The 22,809-nt window shown below is 71.9% G+C and carries 17 protein-coding genes and 3 pseudogenes; 13 read left to right on the top strand and 7 right to left on the bottom strand.

Going from position 1 to position 22,809, the window contains the following annotated elements; genetic code table 11:
• The first annotated feature begins 16 nt into the window (after positions 1-16).
• On the top strand, positions 17-1,519 hold the full coding sequence (locus tag AC061S_RS35025) for a class I adenylate-forming enzyme family protein (protein WP_478689915.1): 1,503 nt from the start codon (positions 17-19) through the stop codon (positions 1,517-1,519).
• Between the two features lie 7 nt (positions 1,520-1,526).
• Here the strand turns inward: AC061S_RS35025 and AC061S_RS35020 are convergent, their stop codons facing one another.
• Positions 1,527-2,411 (bottom strand): spermidine synthase, encoded by an 885-nt coding sequence (locus AC061S_RS35020; protein ID WP_478689914.1) that lies wholly within the window; start codon positions 2,409-2,411, stop codon positions 1,527-1,529.
• A gap of 66 nt (positions 2,412-2,477) precedes the next feature.
• Entirely contained in the window at positions 2,478-2,894 is a 417-nt protein-coding gene (locus tag AC061S_RS35015) for a hypothetical protein (RefSeq protein ID WP_478689913.1), read from the bottom strand.
• 318 nt (positions 2,895-3,212) lie between these two features.
• Here AC061S_RS35015 and AC061S_RS35010 point away from each other — a divergent pair, with 318 nt between their 5' ends.
• The 5 genes from AC061S_RS35010 to AC061S_RS34990 all read left to right on the top strand — a co-directional run bounded on the left by AC061S_RS35010 (position 3,213) and on the right by AC061S_RS34990 (position 9,564).
• On the top strand, positions 3,213-4,568 hold the full coding sequence (locus AC061S_RS35010; RefSeq protein ID WP_478689912.1) for a tetratricopeptide repeat protein: 1,356 nt from the start codon (positions 3,213-3,215) through the stop codon (positions 4,566-4,568).
• 764 nt (positions 4,569-5,332) lie between these two features.
• Complete coding sequence (locus tag AC061S_RS35005; RefSeq protein ID WP_478689911.1) at positions 5,333-6,331, top strand: DUF6192 family protein; 999 nt, start codon at positions 5,333-5,335, stop codon at positions 6,329-6,331.
• A gap of 2 nt (positions 6,332-6,333) precedes the next feature.
• The gene (locus tag AC061S_RS35000; RefSeq protein WP_478689910.1) at positions 6,334-6,753 is read left to right on the top strand and encodes a RacP protein; all 420 of its coding nucleotides are present in this window, start codon (positions 6,334-6,336) and stop codon (positions 6,751-6,753) included.
• 68 nt (positions 6,754-6,821) lie between these two features.
• A complete protein-coding gene (locus AC061S_RS34995) occupies positions 6,822-7,658 on the top strand; it encodes an IS5 family transposase (RefSeq protein WP_478689909.1) in 837 nt (278 codons plus the stop codon).
• Positions 7,659-9,135: 1,477 nt separating this feature from the next.
• The gene (locus tag AC061S_RS34990) at positions 9,136-9,564 is read left to right on the top strand and encodes a hypothetical protein (RefSeq protein WP_478689926.1); all 429 of its coding nucleotides are present in this window, start codon (positions 9,136-9,138) and stop codon (positions 9,562-9,564) included.
• Positions 9,565-9,905: 341 nt separating this feature from the next.
• Here AC061S_RS34990 and AC061S_RS34985 read toward each other — a convergent pair.
• Positions 9,906-10,211, bottom strand: a pseudogene (locus AC061S_RS34985) (DUF6192 family protein); the annotation flags it as partial.
• Between the two features lie 74 nt (positions 10,212-10,285).
• Between AC061S_RS34985 and AC061S_RS34980 the strand changes: the two are divergent.
• A pseudogene (locus AC061S_RS34980) lies at positions 10,286-10,437 on the top strand (IS5-like element IS4811 family transposase); the annotation flags it as partial.
• A gap of 182 nt (positions 10,438-10,619) precedes the next feature.
• On the opposite strand, the gene AC061S_RS34975 reads toward AC061S_RS34980, so the two are convergent.
• Both AC061S_RS34975 and AC061S_RS34970 read right to left on the bottom strand, forming a co-directional pair.
• Positions 10,620-11,072 carry a hypothetical protein gene (locus tag AC061S_RS34975; protein ID WP_478689908.1) on the bottom strand — a complete coding sequence of 151 codons (453 nt, stop codon included), beginning with the start codon at positions 11,070-11,072 and terminating at the stop codon, positions 10,620-10,622.
• A 231-nt stretch (positions 11,073-11,303) separates the two neighbouring features.
• On the bottom strand, positions 11,304-12,923 hold the full coding sequence (locus AC061S_RS34970) for an IS1182 family transposase (protein ID WP_478689907.1): 1,620 nt from the start codon (positions 12,921-12,923) through the stop codon (positions 11,304-11,306).
• A 247-nt stretch (positions 12,924-13,170) separates the two neighbouring features.
• Between AC061S_RS34970 and AC061S_RS34965 the strand changes: the two genes are divergently transcribed.
• Complete coding sequence (locus tag AC061S_RS34965; protein ID WP_478689906.1) at positions 13,171-14,121, top strand: MSCRAMM family protein; 951 nt, start codon at positions 13,171-13,173, stop codon at positions 14,119-14,121.
• An 87-nt stretch (positions 14,122-14,208) separates the two neighbouring features.
• On the opposite strand, the gene AC061S_RS34960 is transcribed toward AC061S_RS34965, so the two are convergent.
• Both AC061S_RS34960 and AC061S_RS34955 read right to left on the bottom strand, forming a co-directional pair.
• Positions 14,209-14,805: a histidine phosphatase family protein gene (locus tag AC061S_RS34960; protein ID WP_478689905.1), complete on the bottom strand. Its 597-nt coding sequence runs from the start codon at positions 14,803-14,805 to the stop codon at positions 14,209-14,211.
• Between the two features lie 151 nt (positions 14,806-14,956).
• Positions 14,957-15,869 (bottom strand): annotated as a pseudogene (locus AC061S_RS34955) (RNA-guided endonuclease InsQ/TnpB family protein); the annotation flags it as partial.
• Positions 15,870-16,044: 175 nt separating this feature from the next.
• On the opposite strand from AC061S_RS34955, the gene AC061S_RS34950 reads away from it, so the two are divergent.
• From AC061S_RS34950 to AC061S_RS34930, 5 genes are all read left to right on the top strand, one after another.
• The gene (locus AC061S_RS34950) at positions 16,045-17,073 is read left to right on the top strand and encodes a phosphatase PAP2 family protein (RefSeq protein ID WP_478689904.1); all 1,029 of its coding nucleotides are present in this window, start codon (positions 16,045-16,047) and stop codon (positions 17,071-17,073) included.
• The gene (locus AC061S_RS34945) at positions 17,027-18,208 is read left to right on the top strand and encodes a hypothetical protein (protein ID WP_478689903.1); all 1,182 of its coding nucleotides are present in this window, start codon (positions 17,027-17,029) and stop codon (positions 18,206-18,208) included. Before AC061S_RS34950 ends, AC061S_RS34945 begins: the two co-directional genes overlap by 47 nt.
• Positions 18,196-19,800 (top strand): hypothetical protein, encoded by a 1,605-nt coding sequence (locus tag AC061S_RS34940; RefSeq protein ID WP_478689902.1) that lies wholly within the window; start codon positions 18,196-18,198, stop codon positions 19,798-19,800. The genes AC061S_RS34945 and AC061S_RS34940 overlap by 13 nt, the downstream gene beginning before the upstream one ends.
• Positions 19,797-21,131, top strand: coding sequence for an AAA domain-containing protein (locus tag AC061S_RS34935; protein ID WP_478689901.1), 1,335 nt, complete (start codon positions 19,797-19,799; stop codon positions 21,129-21,131). The genes AC061S_RS34940 and AC061S_RS34935 overlap by 4 nt, the downstream gene beginning before the upstream one ends.
• Before the next feature lie 283 nt (positions 21,132-21,414).
• On the top strand, positions 21,415-22,809 hold the full coding sequence (locus AC061S_RS34930) for a signaling protein (RefSeq protein ID WP_478689900.1): 1,395 nt from the start codon (positions 21,415-21,417) through the stop codon (positions 22,807-22,809).

The raw sequence follows: 22,809 nt of genomic DNA, 5'->3' as shown, positions 1-22,809 counted from the left end.
CGGATACCGTGGCGCCATGAGCACCGGCGCGCGCTACGTCACCGACCTGATCGACGCCTGCGAGCGGTACGGGGACCGGCCCGCCCTCGGGTCCGGGTCCTGGGTCCTGACCCACTCCGAGGTGCTGGCCTGGACGTACCGGCTGGCGGGCACCCTGGCCGATCTGGGGATCCGGCGCGGCTCCGGGCTGGCCTGCGTGGCGGCGGGCAATCCCCCCGAGACCCTGCTCGTACGGCTCGCCGCGCACGTGCTGGGGGCCCGGCTGACCCACGTGTGCCTCGGCCCCACCACCCACGGGCTCGACCACCTCCTACGGGACTGCGAGCCCGCCCTGGTCGTCCACGACACCCCGGTGCCGCCGGGCCCCGGGGCCCGCATCGGCCTGGCCGCACTGCTGGAGCTGGCCTCCGCCCGGGAGGCGCTGCCCGTCGCGGTGGCGGCGCGCGTCGAGGACGTGGCCCGGGTGACCTACACGGGCGGTACCACGGGCCGGCCGAAGGGGGTGGCCTCGACCTTCGCCGCGATGGCGGCCCGTACGGCCACCCGCACCGACTCCCCCGGCTCCGACGGCTCCGCCCCGCTGGTGTTCGTATCCACCGACGCGCTCTCCCAGCGCTCCGGCGGCCGGTGCCTGGAGCAGTTGCGGATCGGCGGCCGCTCCGAGGTCGTGCACCCGCTCGGCACCCGGGAGTTCGCCGAGGCCTGCCGGCGGCTCGGACCCGCGGCCACGTACCTGACGCCCTCGATGCTGTACCGGCTGCTCGACGACCCGGAGACCGCCGACGGAGTGCCCGGCCTGGTCCGGGTCTCCTACGGCGACTCCCCCGTCCACCCGGAGCGGCTGCGGCAGGCGCTGACCCGCTGGGGTCCCCAGGTGCGCTGGACCCAGGGCTACGGGATGAACGAGGCCGGGGTGCTCAGCCGGCTCTCCCCGGCCGACCACGACGCGGCGGCCGCCGACCGCCCCCACCTGCTCGGCTCCGTGGGCCGTCCGGCGCCCGGGGTGGAGGTCGAGGTACGGGGCTCCGCGCCCGGGGCCACCGGGGAGGTGTGGGTGCGCTCCCCGATGGTGATGACCGGCTACCGCAACCAGCCCGCCCTGACGGCCGAGACCCTGCGCGACGGCTGGCTGCGCACGGGGGACGTCGGGCATTTCGACGCCGACGGGTACCTGTACCTCGACGACCGGGTCAAGGACGTGGTGATGGTGCACGGGGCGAACATCTACTGCGGCCCGATCGAGACGGCCCTGACCCGGCACCCCGCCGTGGCCCGGGCGGCCGTCGTGGGGCGAACGGACCCGGTCACCGGGGAGGCGGTGTGCGCCTTCCTCGTCGCGGCCCCCGGCCACGCCCCGACGGAGGAGGCCGCGGCGGAGGCGTGCGCGCTGGTCGCGGCGGAGCTGGCGCCGGGCCAGCGGCCGACGGCGGTGTTCTGGCTGCCGGCGCTCCCGCTGACGGGCCGCGGCAAGCCGGACAAGCGGCGCCTGCGGGAGCTCGCGGCGGCTGCGCAGGAGTAGCCGCGGGTCAGCGGAAGACCGACGGCGGGGGCTCCGGCGAGGCCACCGCCGAGGCGTCCGAGACCGGGACGGCCCCGCCCGCGAAGTCGATGAGGGCGCGGCCGTGTTCGACCCGGCCGGGGTGCGGATCGCTCGCCACCCGACGGGTGAACTCGGCGACCGGGAGCTCCCGGTCGGCCGCCACCAGCACGGCGTTGCCGAAGCGTTTCCCCCGCCACACCACGGGGTCGGCGGCCAGCGCCAGCTCCGCGAACCGGGAGGCGGCCGTGGCGATCTGGCCCCGCAGATGGGAGAGCGGCGGACCGTCCGCGAGGTTCGCCACGTACCAGCCGCCCGGCGCCAGGGCCCGGCGTACGTCGTCCAGGAACTCCGCGCTCGTCAGGTGCGCCGGGGTGCGGGCCCCGCTGAACACGTCGGCGATCACCAGGTCGGCCCAGCCGTCCGGGATCTTCGCCAGCCCGGCCCGGGCGTCGACCGCGCGGACCCGGACCCGGGCCTGCGGGTCCAGCGGCAGGTGTTCCCGTACGAAGGCCACGAGCCCGGCGTCGATCTCGACGATCTGCTGCGTCGAGCGGGGGCGGGCGGCGGCCGTGTAGCGCGCGAGGGTGAAGGCGCCGCCGCCGAGGTGGAGCACGTTCAGGGGCTGGCGGGCGGGGGCGAAGAGGTCGATCAGGTGGCCGATGCGGCGCTGGTACGCGAAGTCCAGGTGCCCGGGGTCGTCCAGGTCCACGTGGGACTGCGGGGCCCCGTCGATCAGCAGGGTCCAGGCGCGCGACCGCTCCCGGTCGGGCTCCAGCGCGGCATGGCCGCCGTCCACCGGCCCGGCCGGCGCCTCGGAGGTCTCGCGCCCGCGCCGCTTGTCGTTGCCCTTGCCCTTGCCCTTGCTCGCCACGCCCTCATTATGGCTGGTCAGGGCCGGGGGCGGCGGGCGGCGGAGGTCCGCGGGCGTCAGCTGGCGTCAGCGGCAGTTGTCGGCGGCCTCGATCAGCCGGGCCGCCTCCCCGAGCGCCGCCCGCAGCACCTCCGGGTCGGTGACCGGCCCGACGGCGTCCGGCGGCAGCAGCCAGCCGGTGTCCCCCGCGGTGGGCGAGGTGTCGCCGAAGCGCATGCCGCGCCCGTTGGTGTGCGTACAGGCACTGCCCGGGAGGTCCCAGGCGTCGGCGGTGCCGGGCGGTACGAGGAAGCCGAGGGTGCTGCCGGACCCGTCGTGCAGGACCGGGCCGACGCCGCACGCGTGACTGGCCTGGCCGGCGGCCCGCTGGATGATGTCGACGGCCTCCAGCCCCTGCCGGGTGGGGACCGTGACCAGGTCCGGGGCGCCCATGAGGCGGGCCGCTCCGGGCTCGGGCGCGGTGTTCGTATCCGTGCTCTCCATGCCGCCCTCCACCATGGGAAACCCCTCCTCGATCCGCGTACGAGCATCGCGGGAGCGGTCCCGGAAGCCGGCGGGCTTCCTCCCACTCCGCATGGGTTCAACGCACGGGAACGTCAACAGGTGCGGCGGCAAGACGCTGCAAAGGATGGCAGTTCATGGCGGATCGCGGGTGAGATATCCGTTTTGTAGCCAAACACCGAGTCAACCCTCCACCGCTGGCGGTACGTTCGTGCCCGCCGGGCAGCGCGTCACACAGTCACCACGTGACCACCGCACAGTCACCGGCAGCGCGTCCCTTGCCCCAGAGAGGCAGCGTCCATGCCGGCGTCCCCCCACTCACCCAACACCCCCTTCCGGCGACTGCGCGGTCAGCACTCCCCGGCCGAGTTCGCCGCACTGGTGCGCAGGGCGGCAAAGGAAATCGGAGAAACGGTTTCCTGCGACGCCCGTTACATCGGCCGGGTCGAGTCCGGCGAGATCCGCTGCCCCAACTACGCCTACGAGCGGGTCTTCCTCCACATGTTCCCCGGCCGTACCCTGGCCGACCTGGGGTTCTCCCCGCGCGAGACGGTACGGGGCCGGCTGGCGCAGCGCGAACAGGCGGCGTCCTTCGGCTCGTTCGCCAAGCGCCCCCACCCCACCGACTCCCCTGCCCCTTCACGTTCCAAGGAGAGCGACGTGCTGCGTCGCGCGTTCATGGCGGGGGGCTCCGCGACCGTGGCGGCCGCGACCCTCAGCCTCACCCTGCTCGGCGACACCCGCCGGCTCCCCTCCCGCGCCGGCGAGTCCGAGGCGGCCGCCGTCGAGGACGCCGTACGCCAGATCCGGCTGCTGGACGACCGGCACGGAGCGGACGCCCTGTACCGGCGGGCCGCGGAACCCCTGCGCACCGCCTACGCGTTGCTCGACGCGGGGGCGACCCGGCAGTCCACGGAGGACCGGCTGCACGCCGGCGCGGGAGAGCTGGCCATCTCGGTGGGCTGGCTCGCGCACGACTCGGGCCGGTTCGACGACGCCCGCTCGCACTACGCGGAGGCGCTCGCCACGGCCCGGGTCTCCGGGGACGCCGGCCTGGAGGCGCACGCCTTCAGCAACATGGCCTTCCTCGCCCGGGACTGCGGACGCCCCCGCGAATCGGTACGGGCGGCCCAGGCGGGCCGCCGGGCCGCCCGATCGCTCGGTTCCCCGCGGCTCGTGTCGCTGCTCGCCCTGCGGGAGGCCGGCGGCTGGGCGGGGCTGGCCGACCGCAAGGCCTGCGAGGAGGCGCTGACGCGGGCGCACACGGAGTTCTCGCGGGGCCAGGCGGGGGCGGACCCGGAGTGGATGTCCTTCTTCGGCGAGGCCGAGCTGGAGTCCCTGGAGTCCCGCTGCTGGGCCGCGCTCGGCGAGCACGCCCGGGCGGCCCGGCACGCCCGCCGGGCGGCGGACCTCCAGGATCCGCACTTCGCCCGCAACGTCGCCCTCTACACCGCCGAGCTGGCCGACAACCTGGCCCACGCGGGCGCCCCCGACGAGGCCGCCTGGGCGGGCGGCCGGGTGCTGGAGCTGCTGGACGAGGTCCAGTCGACCCGGATCCGGTCCATGCTGGCGGCCACGGCCCGCACCCTGGTCCCGCACCAGCGCTCCCCGCGCGTGGGCGCGTTCCTGACGCGCCACGGACGCGACCAGGCGTAGTGGGCATCAGGCGGGGCCTTCGCCCGGCCCCTCCGGATCCTGCGCCGCCGATCCGTACGAGCCGCGGACTACCCCTATCAGGCCACCGATTGCATCCACCTGGCGCAAGGACACGTGTGGCGCGACGATGGCCGTTCCGCCTCTGGTCAGACTCGGCACCGGCTTGCGGTTCGACCAGCCGGAGAAGCGGCTGGCGACTCGTGCCGAAAGGTGGAGCAACTCATGGCAGTAACTGCCTGTTTCGGATCCCCTGTACCGGCTAGCCTGGGGGCCTAGGCTTGGCTGGTGTCGAAGGGCGCCAAGAAGGCTACGGAGAGGGCCTGTCGGGCTTGTGGTGACCGGCTTAGGTCGGGTGCCAGGCCGGACGCTGTGTTCTGTTCGGCGACCTGTCGTTCCAGGCAGTGGCGGGTGGAGCGGCGGTTGCGCCGGCGTCTTGCCGCGGTCCAGGGTGGTGCCGGTGAGGGCGAGTGCCGCGAGTGCGGGGCCCGCTGGATCGCGGGGGTGGAGCGGCGATTCGCGGCCGTGTATTGCTCGCCGAAGTGCAAGGTGAGGGCCTGGCGCCAGCGGAACGATCCGTTCGCAGACCGGTCACAGTAACCGCAGCGCGAACGCATCAGTTGTCCAAGTTTGGTCAGTTCCCGGTAATTTGCAGTCCTTTGTTGTGATCTTCCTCTTTGCGGTCTGACTCTCGGTGATGAGCGGGCTTTGTTCCGTCACGGCAGGAAGATGGCCGTGCCATGGCCCGCGCTGGGTGGTGACACACCATGCCCGAGGACAACGAGAAGATCGGAAGCGTCAGCCCGTCACGATACGAACAGATCGTGAGCGAGCTCCGCGAAGTCGTCGACCAGCACTCCCGGGGTCAGTTCACGATCGGTGACCGCGCTCTGGAGATCGAGCCCTCCCGCCCTCGCGAGGGCGCCCGGCCTGAGGGCGGATGGACCGTCAGGGAGTCGTTGACCCGGCTCGCCGAGGACATCGGCCTCAAGTACAGCACCGTCAACAACGCCCGCTGGGTCGCTTCCCGCTGGCCGAAGGAACACCGCCAGGCTGGCGTCCCCTTCACCGTCTACCGGATCCTGGCCAGCGTCGATGACGAGGACGAGCGATTCGCGGCCGTGAAAAGCCCGCCCAAGGGCAAGGCCCGTTGGACGGCCGATGACGCCAGCCGCGTGCTCGGCTGGCAGGTCGAGAACCCGGTCTCCAAGCAGGAGAAGATCAGCGCGATTCACGCCCTGGCCCAGGACGAAGAGGTCGCCGCGGTGGTCACCACCGATCTGCTCCGCCGGCCCTCGGTCTCGGCGCAGGTTGCTGTCGAGGACCGGGTCAGGGTGGTCGAGGAGTTCACCCGCGACGAGACCGTCGCGGCGACGGTGACCACCGGCCTGCTGCGGCGCCCGGACGTCGCCTTCAGGGCCATGAGCGATGACACCGCCCGCCACCAGGTCAACCACGCCCAGGTCGAACGCGGCCGCCAGGCCCGCGAGAACTTCGAACGGACCAGCCCCGTCGCGCCGGCGGTCAAGCAGATCAACCGCACGGTCGAGTTCCTGGACCTGGTCACTGCCTGTCACTCCTTCGTCGCCGCCTCCGGCCGGGCCGTTCCGGGCCTGCGGGACCGCCAGTTGTCCGAGGACGAACAGGCGATCGTCCACCAGAACATCGCCAAGGTCGGGGCCACTCTCGACTGGATCGAGAACGCCGTCGACACTGGCAAGGTCGACATGGACGACGAGCTCGCTGCCCTCCTCCGAGGCCAGTAGCCATGCCCCGCGCCTCACGGCGCCGGGGCGATGCCGCTCTGCGGCACGCCGACACGGTCCGATTCGTGCTCTTCGAAGCACGCCCGGCCGGACTCCTCTTCCACCAGCTCGCCCGCGCCAGCGACCTCACCCCCAGCCAGGTGAGGTCCGGACTGGCCGCTCTGCGGGACGTCATCGCGGACCAGGGATGGCCCCCGCTGATCTGGACCAGGGCCGATGGCTACCAGCTCGGAGCCGAACGAGCCGCCCTGGAGGCATACGAACGAAAGGTGATCAAGGAGAAGCTCACCGAGTTCCGCCGGTTCATCACCGGCGGCGTCGCACCCCACGCCGCCGCCCACCCGGGCGACAAATGGGTCCGCCACATCACCGCCCAGCTCAACTCGATCGAGTCCACCCTCGACCTCGTCAACAGCTACTGACCCCCTCGCTGCCCGGGGCCCGGCCGAAGGCCGGGCCCCGGGCAGCACCGGCTTGAAGGCCAGACACGATGCGCCGACGCCGCTACCCATCCGACACCACCGACGCCGAATGGGCCCTGCTCAAGCCCCTGCTGCCCACCCCGGCCTGCGAGACAACCACCGGCGGCCGGCCCGAGAAGCACGACCGGCGCGAGATCGTCGACGCGATCCGCTACGTCGTCGACACCGGCTGCAAATGGCGGGCGCTGCCGGCGGACTACCCGCCCTGGCGGACCGTCTGGGGATTCATGGCCCGCTGGGCCGCCTGCGGCGTCATCAACCAGATCCGCGACGCCCTCTCCCAGCGGATCCGCCGCGAGATGGGCAAAGGCCCCCGCGCGGTCGCCACCGTCATCGACTCCCAGTCCGTCAAGGCAGCCGAGACCGTCGGCCGTGACTCACGCGGCTACGACGCGGGCAAGAAAATCAACGGCCGCAAACGCCACATGGTCGTCGACACCCGCGGCCTCCCCCTGCTCGTCATGGTCACCCCCGCCGACCTCCACGACAGCCACGCCGCCAAGGAAGTCCTCTTCCGCCTCCGCCTCATGCACCCCGAGATCACCATCGTCTGGGCCGACTCCGCCTACGCGGGCAAGCTCGTGACCTGGGCAAAGAAGTATCTCAGCCTGACGATCAAGACCGTCAGCAGACCCAAGGACTCATCCGGCTTCGTCATCCTGCCCCGCCGATGGGTCGTGGAACGGACCTGGTCCTGGATGATGCGGGCCCGCAGACACGTACGCGACTACGAACGACTCATCCAGCACTCCGAAACCCTCATCACCTGGGCAGCCATCACCCTCATGACCCGTCGAATCACCAAGGCACGCAAGCCCCCCGAGCGGTTCTCACCCCTGCTCTGACCAGGCACCCCAAGCTCTCGAACCCCGCCCACACAACGTCAGCACCGCACCTCACCACCACGGAACTTGTCATGGCGGCCTCACGAACAGGCAGTAAGGGCCGAGCCGTCGGTGAGGGTGACGTCGGTGAAGTTGCGGTCGTCGGGAGTGAGGATGGTTCGAACGACGGACCGTGAGCCTGTTTCGCCCGTGGTGGGCTCCGTAGCGGTAACGAGGTCGCCGACTTGGATCTGTTCGATGGGGCGGCTAGTGCCGTCGGCCATCAGTACTGGGGTGCCGGCTGGGAAGCTGTGCGAGACCGCAACCAGGCACTCGATGGTGCTGCGGGTCTTGCGCGCATCTACGAATCCAGAAAGTCCGGCCAAGCGCACTGCGACACACCGTTGTTGGTTCCTTTGCCCCGATCACGATCAGCCGAACTATTGATCAACCCGCGTTTCTTCGCGTATGTAGGGGCCCGGCGACCGAATGATGCCTGGGAAGCCGAAAGTCTTTCGGATCAACTCATTCGGTTCTACGAGGAGCAATTTCACATGAGTCCTGAGAACAGGACCGTATCCGGCCTGGGCCCGCTTCCCCGGCGGGCCAAATGGCTCGCCAGCGGAGCGATGGCGTCGGTGGGTCTCATCATGCTGGGCTTCACCGGCAACGCAATGGCAGTCGGCCAGGTGCCCACCGCACCGCCTCAGGTGAGCCCGGCAAACCCGCCGACTGCCGGCACGACGAGCACGGCCCCGACGGTCAGGAAGGTCCGGACGGCCCATGGGGCCCTGAGGGCCCGCACGTCTCGAACCTCCTCAACGAGCACAGGGGGTTGGTCTCTGGGGACGACGACGGCCGCCACGACGACAAGTGCGAGGACAAGGACAGGCCGGGGGCAACCGGGGCCACGGGCCCGACCGGCCCCACGGGCCCTGCCGGAGCTGACGGCGCTGACGGTGCGACTGGTCCGACCGGCCCCGCCGGAGCCGACGGCGCCACCGGCCCTGCTGGCCCTGGCGGGGGTGCGACCGGTCCGACCGGTCCCGCCGGCGCTGATGGCGCAACCGGCCCGACCGGCCCTGCCGGAGCTGACGGAGCTGACGGCGCGACCGGCCCGACCGGCCCTGCTGGCCCTGGCGGGGGTGCGACCGGTCCGACCGGTCCCGCCGGCGCTGATGGCGCAACCGGCCCGACCGGCCCTGCCGGAGCTGACGGCGCTGACGGCGCTGACGGCGCTGACGGTGCGACTGGTCCGACCGGCCCCGCCGGAGCCGACGGAACCGACGGAACCGACGGCGCTGACGGTGCGACTGGTCCGACCGGCCCCGCCGGAGCCGACGGAACCGACGGAACCGACGGAGCAACCGGAGCCACCGGCCCCGCCGGCCCCGCCGGAACGGCGCAGTGCCTCGACGTCGACTCCTTCAACCCCAACGACAACAGCGAGGTCAAGGCGGTACTCACCGGCGGCGACACGTTCATCGGCATCCGTGACGTGGAGGGCAACCAGGGGACGGACCCTGGCCCCTTCTACTGGGTGAACCTCAGCGGCCCCGCCGCGCAGGGCTATCCCGAGGACGCCTGTGCTGTCTCCGTCAACCGCCTCGGTGACGACGAGTTCCTCATCGTTCAGGTGCTGACCGAGGGAGGGGAACTCTGGGAGACGCAGTGCGAATCGATCGAGCTCTCGCCCGGCCCCAACCAGCCCCAGAGGTGGTTCCTCTACTGCCCGTTCGTGCCGGACAACCCCGGTTTCGGCGCCGGCCAAACGCCCCCGCCGGGTCCTGGCCCCATCGTCTGGACCGAGGTGCTCCCGGTGGACCAACCGGCCACCCTCGCCAACCGGTCCTCGGCCAAGAAACTCCCGGTCGTCGGGCCGGGCGCTACCGACAAGGGCCTGAACAAGAGCAAGAAGCGCTCCTGACCCCTGTGCGGCCCCCCGAGCCACCGGCCGGACCCTAAGTCCGGCTCGTGCTCCGGGCCGCCGAAGTCCGGACTCGTGAGGTGCGATGTACAACCCGGCCGGGGACCCTCACAAGGGGTCCCCGGACCGGTGTAGTCAGGAGCTGTATAGCCGAGGTCGGGCGCCACGCACCGGCCAGCACCAAGGCCCCGCCCAACAGGCTCAAGGCCAGGCCCACCGCTTCGTACCCGGACCAGTTGGCCCACCAGCCCCCCGCGGCCAGCACCGTCCCCACCAGGACGCTGCCACCGACACGGCGCTGCCTGCCCGTCATCACCACCACGCCTCCCCTTCTCCTCAGGCGAGATAGGAGTCTCCACCCGGTTGCCGACCCGGCGGCTGGCGTCGTCGACCGTCCAGTGGGTCTTGCCCTCGGGCGGAGTGCAGATCGCAGTGAACCGGTCTTCCTCGTCCTCGATACCCGCCAGGATGCAGTGGACCTTGAACGAGACGTCCGGCCTGCGATGTTCCTTGGGCCACCGTGAGGAGGCGAACCGTGCCGTCTTGACCGCGCTGAAGGACAAGCCGACGTCCTCGGCCAGCCTGGTCAGCGAGTCGCAGACGATCGGGGTCCTCTCGCCCGCGGTCCCTCCGCCGACCTCACGCATCGGTTCGATCTCCAGGGCACGGTCCCTGGTGACGAACGAACCCCGGGACTGCTGCTCGACAACTTCGCGCACTCAGCGACGCGGCGAAGGAAGCGCTGTTCCGGCTGCGGCTGATGCCCCGGAGATCACCATCGTCCGGGCCGACTCCGCCTGCGCTGGACAGCTCGCGACCTGGGCGAAGAAGTACCTGAACCTCACCATCAAGACGGTCAGCCACGGCCCCGACGGCCCGTCAGCCCGGACCGCAGGATCCCACGACCGCAACCCGCCCGTCAGCGGATCCGCCCACCACACCCAGCTGAACCTCCCGCGCGGCTCCGACCCGCGCCTGCCGACAGCGTCCACGATCAGCCCCGTTCGATTCCTGACCTGGGAAAACGCTACCCGGAGCCTTGAGAAAGGTCCCCCTCACCGACCAGGCCTGCGGGGACCCGCATAGCGTTTGGGGTTGCGCTGTCGTCCCTGCCCCGGGGCCTGGGTTTGGGGCATGCTTTCGTCCCCGAACCCTCTACGGACCACTCCGGCACGTGGCGTTGATGTCGAGGAACGCTTCCAGGGGCCGACAAGCGACAGGGCGACCTTCAGCACAGCCGTGTCGCTGCCAGTGGCGGCGAAAGCGCCAGGGTTCCCCGCGAGGAGTCGTTCAAGCGCGTCCCACTCCACCAAAGGAGGGCGACCGCTCCAGTCGATGAGCGGGACGCCGGACACGGCGTTGAGTTCCTCGTCGTCCAACAGACGGCGCAACCAGTAACCTTCGCGGTCAGCTCCAAGGAGCCGGATCGCCGCCTTCATATGGTCGTTGCGCAACCCCCTCAGCAACATCTCGGCGAGCTCCTCACCCGTCAAGCTGTCGTTGGTCATCGGGCTCTCCCGTCCGTAATGGATAGGGCCTACAGTGACCCCGCACCACTGTCCTCGCCCCCAGGACGGCCCCTCGCCTCCACACGCCGCGCGACCTCCCGCAGCCCAAATCCAGCCGCCGGCAGCGTCCGCGATCAGCCCCGTGCGAATCCTGACCTGGGCAAACGCTGCCCGGAGGCTTGAAAACAGGTACTAACCTTGACTCTGTCGGGGATCTTGGAGCCGTCGAGGTCAGGTGCCCAGGGTTCGCCATGACTTCGGCCGGGGCATCTTGCGCTGGTCGAGGTAGTTCTGGAAGGCAGTCGGTCGGCGAGGTATGGGTGATTCCTCGGTTGGTGGCAGTCTGCTGAGGCGCTCGATGTTGACGGCGATGGCCGTCAGGACGTGCTGGATGTGGGCTTTTCCCTGTCCTCGGTAGCGGCAGCGCCGCATGCCGTGTCCGTGGGCGAACTCGTTGACCGTGCCCTCCACTCCGGAGCGGACCGCGTAACGGGTCTTCCACTCGGGTGTCTGTTGCTCGGTGCGGACGCGGAGTTGCAGGTCGCGGAGCTCTCGCGGGGGGAAGCCCACGGTGCGGGCGTTGTCGGCGGTGGTGGTGCACTTGGTGCGGGCCGGGCAGGGGCGGCACTGGCTCTTGGTGAACCTGGCCACGATCAGCGGGGCCGCGGTGGGCGAGGAGGTCGGGTAGGGGCCGTGCCAGCCCGCGCTGACCTGGCCCTGGGGGCAGGTGACCTGCCTGCGGTCGTAGTCGATGTGGAAGTCGTCCCGGGCGAAACCCTTGGCCTGGCGATGCTGGCGGGTGGGGTTGGCCGGCAGCGGTCCGGTGACGGTGACCTGGTGGTCTCGGGCGGCTTGTTCCAGGTGGGGCAGGGAGGTGTAGCCGGCGTCGACCAGGTGCTCGGCAGGCAGCAGCCCGCGGCGGGCCAGACGGGTGTGGATGCCGGGCAGGACCTGGCTGTCGTGGGTGGTGGCTGCGGTGGTGGCGACGTCCGTGATCACGTTGCGGCCGTCGGGAGCACAGGTCTCGGTCAGATGAGCGGCGAACCCCTTCCAGCTGATGATGTGTCCGTGGCGTGCGTAGCGGGCCGAGGTGTCGTAGGGAGAGACGACCGCCCGGGACGAGGGCGGCAGCCCGGGCCCTCCTTCCTTCTCGGCGGTGCGCCAGCGCAGGTGTCCCGCGGTGTCACGGTCGTAGTTCTGCACCATGATCTGGCGCAGGGCCTGGATGCGGGGACCGGACGTGCGGTCTGCTCCGTGCCGGTAGAGGTGTTCCAGGAGCCGGAGGGCGTCGTTTCCGGTAGCGAGGATCCGGGTCTTGGGTTTGGTGGGGTTCTTGCCCAGGCGGACCGGCCGGCCGTAGCGGAGCCCCCAGCCCTCATCGACCAGCTCGTCGAGCAGGTGAGGGGAGGTGCTGGCGACTTCTTCCAGGGCGGCGCGGACCGCTTCGGTGATCAGCTCCAGGCGGGTCAGGTCGCGCACCGCGGCCAGGACGTGGGTGGAGTCGGTTCGCTGCGTAGTGCGCTCGTGCACCAGGCCGGCCTCCTTGAGGCGGGCCAGCGCGAGGTCGAGGAGGCGATCAGCACGGTCTGCTTCGGCAAGACGGTCGCGGAAGTCGGCCAGCACGCTGTGGTGGAACCCAGGGTCGTCCAGCTCCATGGCCATGGCGTACTTGAAGTCGATGCGGCAGCGGACCGCCTCGGCGGCTTGCCGGTCCGAAAGCCCGAGCAGAAACTGCAGCACGCAGACGGTGGCCAACTGGGCGGGCGACAGGCCCGGGCGCCCGTCACGCGGGTACCAGTCAGCGAAGTCCTCGTCGTGCCAAAGCCCGTCCAGCCGGTCTCTCACCCACATCGCCGTGGTGCCACCTGGGTTGCTCGCCCGCGCGATCTGCACGGTCAGAGAGGGGACTTGCTCACCGGAACGGGGGCGGAGGGACAACGGGCACCTCGACGATTCCATCGGTTACTGGAACAGCCCGAGCATGCCCGTTGATCATGCTGCCGCGCTGAGGAACTCCAAGATCCCCGACAGAGTCAAGCTAACCACTGGAGCGTCCCGATCGACACGCCTGAGGCGGGGGACGCTCAGAGCTTCGCTCATGTGTCTCGGTGTGGTCACCGCAGTCGCCGTCCCCCTCGCCGGCATGGCGTCGGCCCAGGGGCGGGTGCCCGGACCCCCGAGCGGGGACGGCAAGCAGGCGACCCAGGTGCAGGGCAACCCGAACTGCAACACCCTCATGCCGGGTGCCTTCCTGTTCGCGTTCAAGCAGGATCCCCCGGCGGACGCGACGGACATTCCGCTGAACTTCAACGGGCTGACCGGCACGCTCGACATCGACGTCAGGAACACCGCACAGGGGCAGGTGTTCGACTACACCATCGAAGGTGACTTCACCGCCCTCGGCGTCATCGTCAAGGGCGGCCCGAACGCCAACTTCTACGACTACCGGCCCGGCGGCAACACGGCCGACACCTCGCTCCACGCCCCGATCAACCCGAACAACAACCGCTTCTTCGGCCTCAGTCACATCGACTTCTGCATCGGTGAGGCCCCTCCCGGCGCACTCAAGATCCTGAAGAAGAGCACCAAGGCCGGGAACCCGCTGGTCACCCAGGCCGGTGCGGTGTTCAACATCACCGGCCCCGACGGCTACGACGAAGACGTGACCGACGACACCACGATGGCGGCGCCCGACGAGGACCCGACCACCGGCGAGGTCTGCGTATCGGGCCTCAAGCCCGGTCAGTACACGTTCAACGAGACGACGCCTCCGCCCGGATACGGCGCCGCGGACCAGGAGGATGTGACCGTACAGGTGGTCTCGGGGACGACCTGTACCACCAACCCGCCCGCTGCCGGGGCCACGGCCACGTTCACGAACGCGCCGCTCGCCGACCTGCTGGTGCGCGTGGACGGCCAGGAGTCCGGCGAGATCCTGTCCACCATCGCGTGCAACGGCAACAGCACCGGCCCCTCGGACCCGGCCATTCTCAACGTCACCGACCTGCCGCCGGGGACGTACACCTGCACCGTCGTCATCGACCCGTGAGCCTGACACTCCAGTGAGCTGACCCACAGCCGACAGCGCCCGACGCGAACCACGCGCCGGGCGCTGTGTCGTTGCCCCGCCGTCGAGCTACCCGTCCAGGTGCCCCGTATCGTTCCAGCGCTCCAGCGCGGGCGCCCCGTACGCCCAGCCCAGGACCGACAGCGAGGTCGGCTCCAGCCTGATGCGGGCGCCGAAGGAGGCGTCGAAGCCGAGCCAGCGCGCGGCCAGGGTGCGCAGGATGTGGCCGTGCGCGAAGACGAGGACGTCGCGTTCGGCCGAGCGGGCCCAGGTGACGACCTCGTCCGCGCGGGCCGAGATCTCCGCGACGGACTCGCCGCCCGGGACCCCGTCGCGCCAGATCAGCCAGCCGGGCCGGATCGCCTGGATCTCGGCCGGGGTCATGCCCTCGTAGTCGCCGTAGTCCCACTCCATCAGCGCGTCCCACGGCTCCGCCTGGATGCCGAAGCCGGCCAGGTCGCAGCTCTCGCTCGCCCGCACGAGGGGGCTGGTACGCACCTCCAGGCCGCGCAGGCTCGCCCACGGGTCGCGGGCGAGGCGCTCGCCGAGCAGCTTCGCGCCGCGCTTCCCCTCCTCCAGCAGGGGCACGTCCGTGCGTCCGGTGTGCTTGCCGAGCTGGGACCACGCCGTCTGGCCGTGGCGGGCCAAGAGGATGCGGGGGGCCATATGAGTTCTCCCGGTCGAGGGGTCGAGTGGGGCCAACACCGACGGAACTGACCATTCGCACTGCTTTGCGGGGTTACGTCGTCCGCTCCATCATCCATCAGTTGACATCCTCCCCTCCCTGAAGGGAGGGGGTTCCTACGGCTCGCGCGCGGCACGTCCATTCGCGGACGTGCAGCGGCATCTTGCCCGCGATGGTGCCGCAGGCGGAGCACAGCCTGGAGGAGGGGAACCATCGGTCGATGGCGACCAGGTTCCTTCCGTACCAGGCGCTCTTGTACTCCAGCATGTTGCGCATCGTGGTCCAGGCCGCGTCCGAGACGGCGCGGGCCAGGGTGTGGTTCTTGACCATGGTGCGTACGGTCAGGTCCTCGATCACGATCGTTTGGTTTTCACGAACGAGCCGAGTAGTCAGCTTGTGCAGGTGGTCACGCCTGCGGTCGGCGATCCGGGCATGGATCTTGGCAACCCTTGCGCCGGGCCTTGGCCCTGTTGGCCCCGTCACCCTGAGCCTTGCGGGACAGTTCCCGCTGGGCCCTGGCCAGGCGTGCGCGGTCCTTGCGTTCGAACTTGGGATTGGTGACCTTCTCCCCGGTGGAGAGCGTCACCAGACTGGTGACACCGGCGTCGATCCCGACAGCCCGCGTGGTCACGGGCATGGGCGCGGGGATGTCGTCGCACAGCAGGGAGACGAACCAGCGCCCGGCCGCGTCCTGCGACACGGTCACCGTGGTGGGCGTCGTGCCCTCGGGCAGCGGCCTCGACCACACAATCGCCAGCGGGTCCGCCATCTTCGCCAGTGTCAGCGAACCATCCCGGTAGCGGAACGCGCTGGACGTGTACTCGGCGGACTTGCGTGACTTCTTCCGCGACGTGAAGCGCGGGTACTTGCCGCGCTTGGCGAAGAAGTTGGCGAACGCGCCTTGCAGGTGCCGAAGGCCCTGCTGGAGCGGAACGGAGGAGACCTCGGAGAGGTAGGACAGTTCTTCGGTCTTCTTCCACCCGGTCAGCATGGCCGAGGTGGCGTTGTAGTTGACCCGCTCCTGCCGCGCCCACGCGAGACAACGCGTGAAGTTGAAATCTGCGGGTCACGGCACTGTGATCGGCCCTGGCGGCGAATCCCAGCCCGTTGCCCCGCTCCGCAGGAGTCCAATTCCTCCCCGCCCCGAAGGGCGGGGTTCCCCTGGAGGCCTCCGATGAACGCCACGCAACCCTTACGTCTTCACACACGTCATACGGCGTATGACTAATAGGCGGCAGCCTCCACGATGGTGGGCCGAACTGCTGCTCCTGGGGCTCGTCTACGCGGCGTACTCGGGCGGCAGACTCCTCGCCCGGGGCGACGTCGGGCTGGCCGTGGAGCACGGGCTCGCGATCCTGCGCCTGGAGGAGCTCCTGGCCATCGACCTGGAGCGGCCGCTCAACCGGCTCTTCACCGGCCAGGCGGTCCTCGGCATACCCGCCGACTTCCTCTACGCCTCCCTGCACTACCTCGTCACCCCGGCGGTGCTGATCTGGCTCTACCGGCGCCGCCCCCAGCAGTATCGATTCGCCCGCACCTGGCTGATGCTCTCCACCCTCCTCGGGCTCGTCGGCTTCGCCCTGGTCCCCACCTGCCCGCCCCGGCTGCTCGACGCCTCGTACGGGTTCACCGACACGATGGCCCGCTACAGCGCCTACGGCTGGTGGGGCGGAGAGGCCAGCGCGCCGCGCGGGCTCGGCTCCTTCACCAACCAGTTCGCGGCGATGCCCAGCCTGCACGTGGGGTGGGCCCTGTGGTGCGGTGTCGTGTTGTGGTGCTGCGCGCGCCGGCCGCTGGTGCGGGCGCTCGGCGCCGCGTACCCCGCCGTCACCACCCTCGTGGTCATGGGCACGGCCAACCACTACTTCCTCGACGCCGTCGCCGGGGCCGCCGTGATGGGGGCCGGCTACGTCGCCGCCCGCGCCCTGCCCGCCGGGATCGTCGGGGCCACCGGGATCGCCGGATCCCCCGCACCGGCCGGGTCCGCGGGGTCCGCGGGGTCCGCGGGGTCCGCCGGGTCGTCCCCGCGTACCGCCCGAACAGCCGGTTTCCGCGGTAAGTCCACGATTGTCGGTGGCGGATGGGAGACTTCCGCGGGTGAGCTCCTACCCGTCCAGCGGTCAGCCGCCGCAGACCCCGCCGCGGTCCCCCGGGCCGACGGCGCAGCCGGCGGCATGGCAGGCCACGCAGGCCGCGCGGCCGATGAATCCCCCGAATCCCCCGAAGACGCTGCGGCAGCGGCTCGCTGATCTGCGCGGCCCCGCCGTCGCACCGCGCCCGCTCGACGCCCGCGCGCTGGCGGCCCTCGCCGCCAACCCCGGCTGCGGCAGACGCGCCCTGCTCGACGGCGCCGGGGTGGACAAGACCGTGCTCGCGGCGGCCCTCGGCTCCCCCGCGGCCTTCGGGCAGTCGCAGTTCGCCATCGTGCGCGGCAACTCCTTCGAGGCCAAGGTCAAGGGCGACGGCGGAGCCGAGCTCCTGCGGCTGGTGTACGAGCACCTCGGCGCGGGATCCGGCGGCGCGGCCGCCCCGCCCGGACCGGACGCCCTCACCCCCGACCTCACCGCCGCCGGCCCCCAGGGCCGCGCCGCCCGCACGGCGCTCGCGCTGCGCGAGGCGACCGCCGCCGGGGCCTGGACCCTGCTGGACCACCCCATGCTCGCGCTGGAGGTGGCCGGCTCCCCCGCCTACCTGGAGCCGGACGCGGTCGTCGTCCACCCCGACGGGCGCTGGTCCGTCGTGGAGATCAAGTCGTTCCCGATGATCGACGGGGCCGCCGACGCCGCGAAGGTGGGCGCCGCCGCCCGCCAGGCCGCCGTCTACGTCCTCGCCCTGGAGACGACCGCCGCGAAGGTGGCCGGCGCCGAGGTCGGGCACACGGTGCTGCTCGTCTGCCCCAAAGACTTCTCCAACCTGCCCACCGCCGCCCCCGTGGACATCCGCCGCGAGCGCTCCGTGACCCGGCGCCAGCTGGAGCGGCTCACCCGGGTCGAGGAACTCGCCGAGAACCTGCCCGCGGGCCTCACCTTCGATCCGGCGTGCTCCGCCGAGGAGCTGACCGAGGCCGTGTCGGCCGTGTCCGCCGCCTACGCCCCCGAGTGCCTGGCCGCCTGCGAGCTGGCCTTCCACTGCCGGGACCGGGCGCGTACGGCCGACGAGGTGACCGCGCTCGGCCGCTCCGTACGGGGCGAGCTGGGCGGGCTGACCACGGTCGAGGCCGCCCTCGCGGCGGCCGCGGGGTGCGGGGCTCCCGACGGCGCGGCCCCCGAGGACCCCACGGCCGCCGCGCTGCGGCAGGCCGCCCGGCTGCGCGCCGAGGCGCTGGAGCAGGCCCCCGCCCGCGTCCGCACGGAGGCAACGGAGGCAGCCGCATGTCCCTGCTGAACACCCTGGCCCGGCTGGAGGCCGTCCGCGCCGGGCGGGCCCAGCCGCTGGCGACCGTACGGCACCGGCACCTGAGCGAGCGCCCGCTGGTCTTCGTACCGCTGACCACGGCGGGCGAGGCCGGGGCTCCGCTCGGCGCGATGGTCGGCACCGATCCGGACCGGCCGCACGTCCTGGCCATACCGCAGCCGCGCGACCGGGACCTGCGGTGGGAGTTCCTGGCGGAGCTGGCCGGGCACGTGGTCCCGTACATCGAGGGCTACGCGGACGCCGTCGAGCCGGTGGAGCGCACCGAGACCGACCCGGAGACGGGCAAGCGGGTCAAGGTGGAGGCCGAGCTCTGCCTGGACGCGCCGCAGTTGATCGTGCCGAGCCGCGCGGGCATCGAGTACGTCCGGCTGCTGGGGCGGTCCATGCGGTTCCGGCGGACCGCCGAGGAGGACCCCGAGCACCCGTATCCGGCGCCCGCGCGGGTGCCGCTGCTCGGGCGCTGGTTCACGCACCTCACCGAGCGCTCCCGGGTGCCCGGTTCCTCGATGCTGCTGTCGGCGACGGACCTGCTGTCACGGCACTGGGCGACCGGGCAGAGCAATCTGGAGGACCAGCACCTCGGCGCCCTGCTGGCGTGGATCGACCCGCCGGAGGGGGAATCCGGCGCCGAGCGGGCGCTGCGCGCGGAGCTCGGCCGGGACCCGCGAGGCCTGCTGCTGGTCCCGCCGGCCGGTCCGGCCACCGATCCGGCCTTCGACAACAAGCTGCTGGCCCCGGCGATCGCGAAGTTCGACGCAGCGCGGGCGGTCGAGCCCGGGGGCGGGGACGGACCCCGCGCGGCGGCCGAGCAGGCGGTCCGGCGGCTGGTCGTGGAGCAGATGGAGGGCACCTGGCGGGCGGTCTGGGAATCGATCGCCCTGCTGCGCGAACTGCCTCCCGGGCAGCGCACCGAGGACCGCTGGACCGGTGACCGCTGGTCGTACACCGGCCACCGGGACCGGGTCCGGGCGGGCGAGGGCCCGCAGCCGCGCCGCGACGACGCGGTGACGGCCGCGCGCAAGCTCGCGACGCGGGAGACCGAGCAGGTGCGGCTCGACGCCCAGGAGGCGCTGGACGACCTGCTGGTGATGGCGGGGCGGCGGCTGGCGGGCGAGGCCTTCGCCGGCGAGGTCACCGAAGTCGTCATGGAGTGGACGGAGTCGAAGCGGCCGAGCCCGCGTCCGCTGGTGTGGGTGGCCACGGAGGACCGGCCGCAGCTCACGGAGGACGGCGGCGGCGGTGGCGGCGGTGGCCCGAAGGTGTACCGGTCCCTCGACGGGCGCCCGCAGAGCGCGCAGTTCGTGCGCCGGGAGGAGGACGGCCGGCTCGTGCTGCGCGTCCTCGACAAGATGGGCCGCGGCAAGGACCCGGAGCCGGGCTCGGTGCCGGAGAAGGGCGACCGGGTGTGCTGGACGCTGTTCGAGCACGACGCGCGCGGCGGCCCGAAGCTGCCGGACGCCGAGCGGACCCCGTGGACCCACGGCGGGCCGCCCGCGCACCTGACCGGTGACGCCCCCGCGCTGCCGCTGCCCGACCCCGTGACCGCCGAGGACCTCCTGTGAGCACCGCTTTCGATCCGGGCGCGGCCGCCGGCCGGGCCACCGACGCCATCTTGCGCGACACCCTGCACGGCGGGGCCCGGGGCGTGGTCGTCGACTCCCCGCCCGGGGCCGGGAAGTCCACCCTGGTGGTCCGGGCGGCCCGGGACCTGGCGGCGGCCGGGCGCCGGCTGATGGTGGTCGCGCAGACCAACGCGCAGGTCGACGACCTGGTGCTGCGGCTGCACGCGAAGGATCCGGAGCTGAAGGTGGGCCGGCTGCACAGCAGTGAGGGCGACGCCTACGATCCCGCCCTGCGCGAGCTGGACTCGGTGGTCCTCTCGGCGAAGCCGGCGGACCTCGCGGGGCTGCCGGTGACCATCTCGACGGCGGCCAAGTGGGCGTGGGTCAAGGACGTGGAGCCCTGGGAGCACGCCATCGTGGACGAGGCGTACCAGATGCGCTCGGACGCGCTGCTGGCCGTGGCCGGGCTGTTCGACCGGGCGCTGTTCGTGGGCGACCCGGGGCAGCTCGATCCCTTCAGCGTGGTCGGCGCCGAGCAGTGGGCGGGCCTGTCCTACGATCCTTCGGCCTCGGCGGTGTCCACCCTCCTCGCGCACAACCCGGACCTGCCGCAGCACCGGCTGCCGGTGTCCTGGCGGCTGCCGGCCTCGGCCGCGCCGCTGGTCTCCCGCGCGTTCTACCCGTACACGCAGTTCCGCAGCGGTACGGGCCCGGGCGAGCGGCGGATGTCCTACGGGGTCGCGGGCGACGGCTCGGGCCCCGACCGGGTGCTGGACGAGGCCGCCGAGTCGGGGTGGGGGCTGCTGGAGCTGCCGGCCCGGCACACCCCGCGGACCGACCCGGAGGCGGTGCGGGCGGTGGCCCTGGTCGTGCGCCGGGCGCTGGACCGGGGTGCGGTGACGGTGGACGAGCAGGCGGCCGGCCCGTCCCCGCTGACGGCGGACCGGATCGCGGTCGGCACCGCGCACCGGGACCAGGCGGCGGCGGTCCGGGCGGCGCTGTCCGCGCTCGGGGTCACGGGGGTCACGGTGGACACGGCCAACCGGCTCCAGGGCCGCGAGTACGACCTCACGGTGGTCCTGCACCCCCTGTCGGGCCGCCCGGACGCGACCGCCTTCCACCTGGAGACGGGCCGGCTCTGCGTCCTGGCCTCACGGCACCGGCACGCCTGCGTGGTGGTGGCCAGGGCGGGGATAGCGGAGCTGCTGGACGCCCATCCGTCCTCGGAACCGGTGCAGTTGGGCGTGACCATGAAGTTCCCGGACGGCTGGGAGGCCAACCATTCGGTGCTGGCCCACCTGGCGGAGCACCGGGTGGCCTGGCGGCCCTGACCACCGGAACCCGGCGCCCGATCGCCGGACGGAGTCCGGCACGCCGCCGGAGGCGGCCGGTGAACACAGCCCGGACGGCTGGGAGGCCAACCACTCGGTACTGGCCCACCTGGCCGAACACCGGGTGGCCTGGCGGCCGTAGCCCCGCAGGAGCCCCCTCGCTCCCGTATGTAAAGATCACGCGACCGTACAAGTGATCATTTGAGAAGGGGGCTCGTACGTCCATGTCGTCTCGCTCCACCCGCATACCGTGCCTCGGCCCGTCGAGGATCGCGGCGGCCCCATGTCGCTGACCCGCCGTACCCTCCTGACCGCTGTGGCCGCCGTGGCCGCCGCGCCGGTCATCGCCCCCGCCAGAACCGCGCAGGCGGCCGGCCGCCAGGTCGCCCCCGCAGCCGTCGCCGCACTGCCGGCCGGGCCGGCCCTGCACGCAGGGCACAGGTTCGACCTGCGGGCCCAGCCGGTCGCCCTCTTCGGCGGGGAGATCCTGCTCGCCCAGGGCAGGGTGCACCAGCAGGTCGCCTTCGATCCGGTGACCGGCCTGGCCTACGTGACGCAGCTCATCAGTGACGGCCGCCGGCTGGCCGACGAGCCCGCCCGCCTGCCCGACGGCGCGCGCGCTCTCCGGGGCGACCTGTGCGTCAACGAGCTCGCTCCGGACGGCACCGTCCGCGCCGTCATGTTCCTGAGGGGCTTCGGCCACGGCGGCGGACTGGGCGTCGAGCACGTCGACGGCCGGGCCTGGCTCTGGCTGGAGACCGACGCCGACCCCGTCACCACCGGCCTCGCCTACGGCAAGCGCATCGGCCGCCTGGAGTTCACGCCCAATGCCATCGTCGATGCGGGGGACGCCCGCATCGAGGTGTTCGACCCCGTTCCGGGGTCCTCCCGGGTCACCCCGTCCCTGGACGTCGAACACGGCCGCATCGGGGTGCGCCACGGGCTGCCCGGCGCCGACGAGTACCGCGTCTACGAGCTCGACGCCTTCAAGCGCCGTGCCTTCACGCCGCTGTACGGCTTCCCGGCCCGGTACGCCACCCAGTCCTGGTGCCTGTACGGGAACCTCGTGTACCAGAACGAGGGCGGCGCCTACAGCGCCACCAACCCGCTCCCCGGCAATTCCTGGTGGAACGTCTACGACATCACCACCGGGAAGACCATCGAGCGGCGGTTCAACACCACGGCCCTCGACCTGTCCCACCGCGAGACCGAATCCATCACCGTCCGCCGAACGCCCGACGGGCCGCAGCTCGTCTTCGGCTTCGCCACCCAAGAACCAGGACCGCGCCACATGGCCCTCTACGGCATCACCGCCACCACCGACGGCACGGGCGAGCACGTCCCGTGGACCAACCTGGACTACGACACCGCCGTCTACACCCCCAACTCCGGGAACTACGTTCCCCAGTACCGCCAGCTCGGCAACCGCGTCGACCTCCACCTGCGGCTGTCCCGCGCCGACGGTGCTCCGTGGACCAACGGCGAGAAGATCCTCACCCTGCCGCCGCACATCCGCCCCAACCGGACCCAGGGCCTGGTCGGAGTGACCACCGGCGCCGGGGTCTCCGACTCCCTCACCATCCGCTGGGAGGTCCTTACCGACGGCTCGCTGGTCGTCTACGACCAGCGCCAGCTCACCGGCTGGATCGGGCTCGACGCCGGCTACTTCACCAGCTGA

This window comes from Streptomyces sp. CA189 (assembly GCF_056428985.1).
Note: the sequence above shows the minus strand (reverse complement) of the source record. Positions and strands in the feature narration are given on the sequence as shown.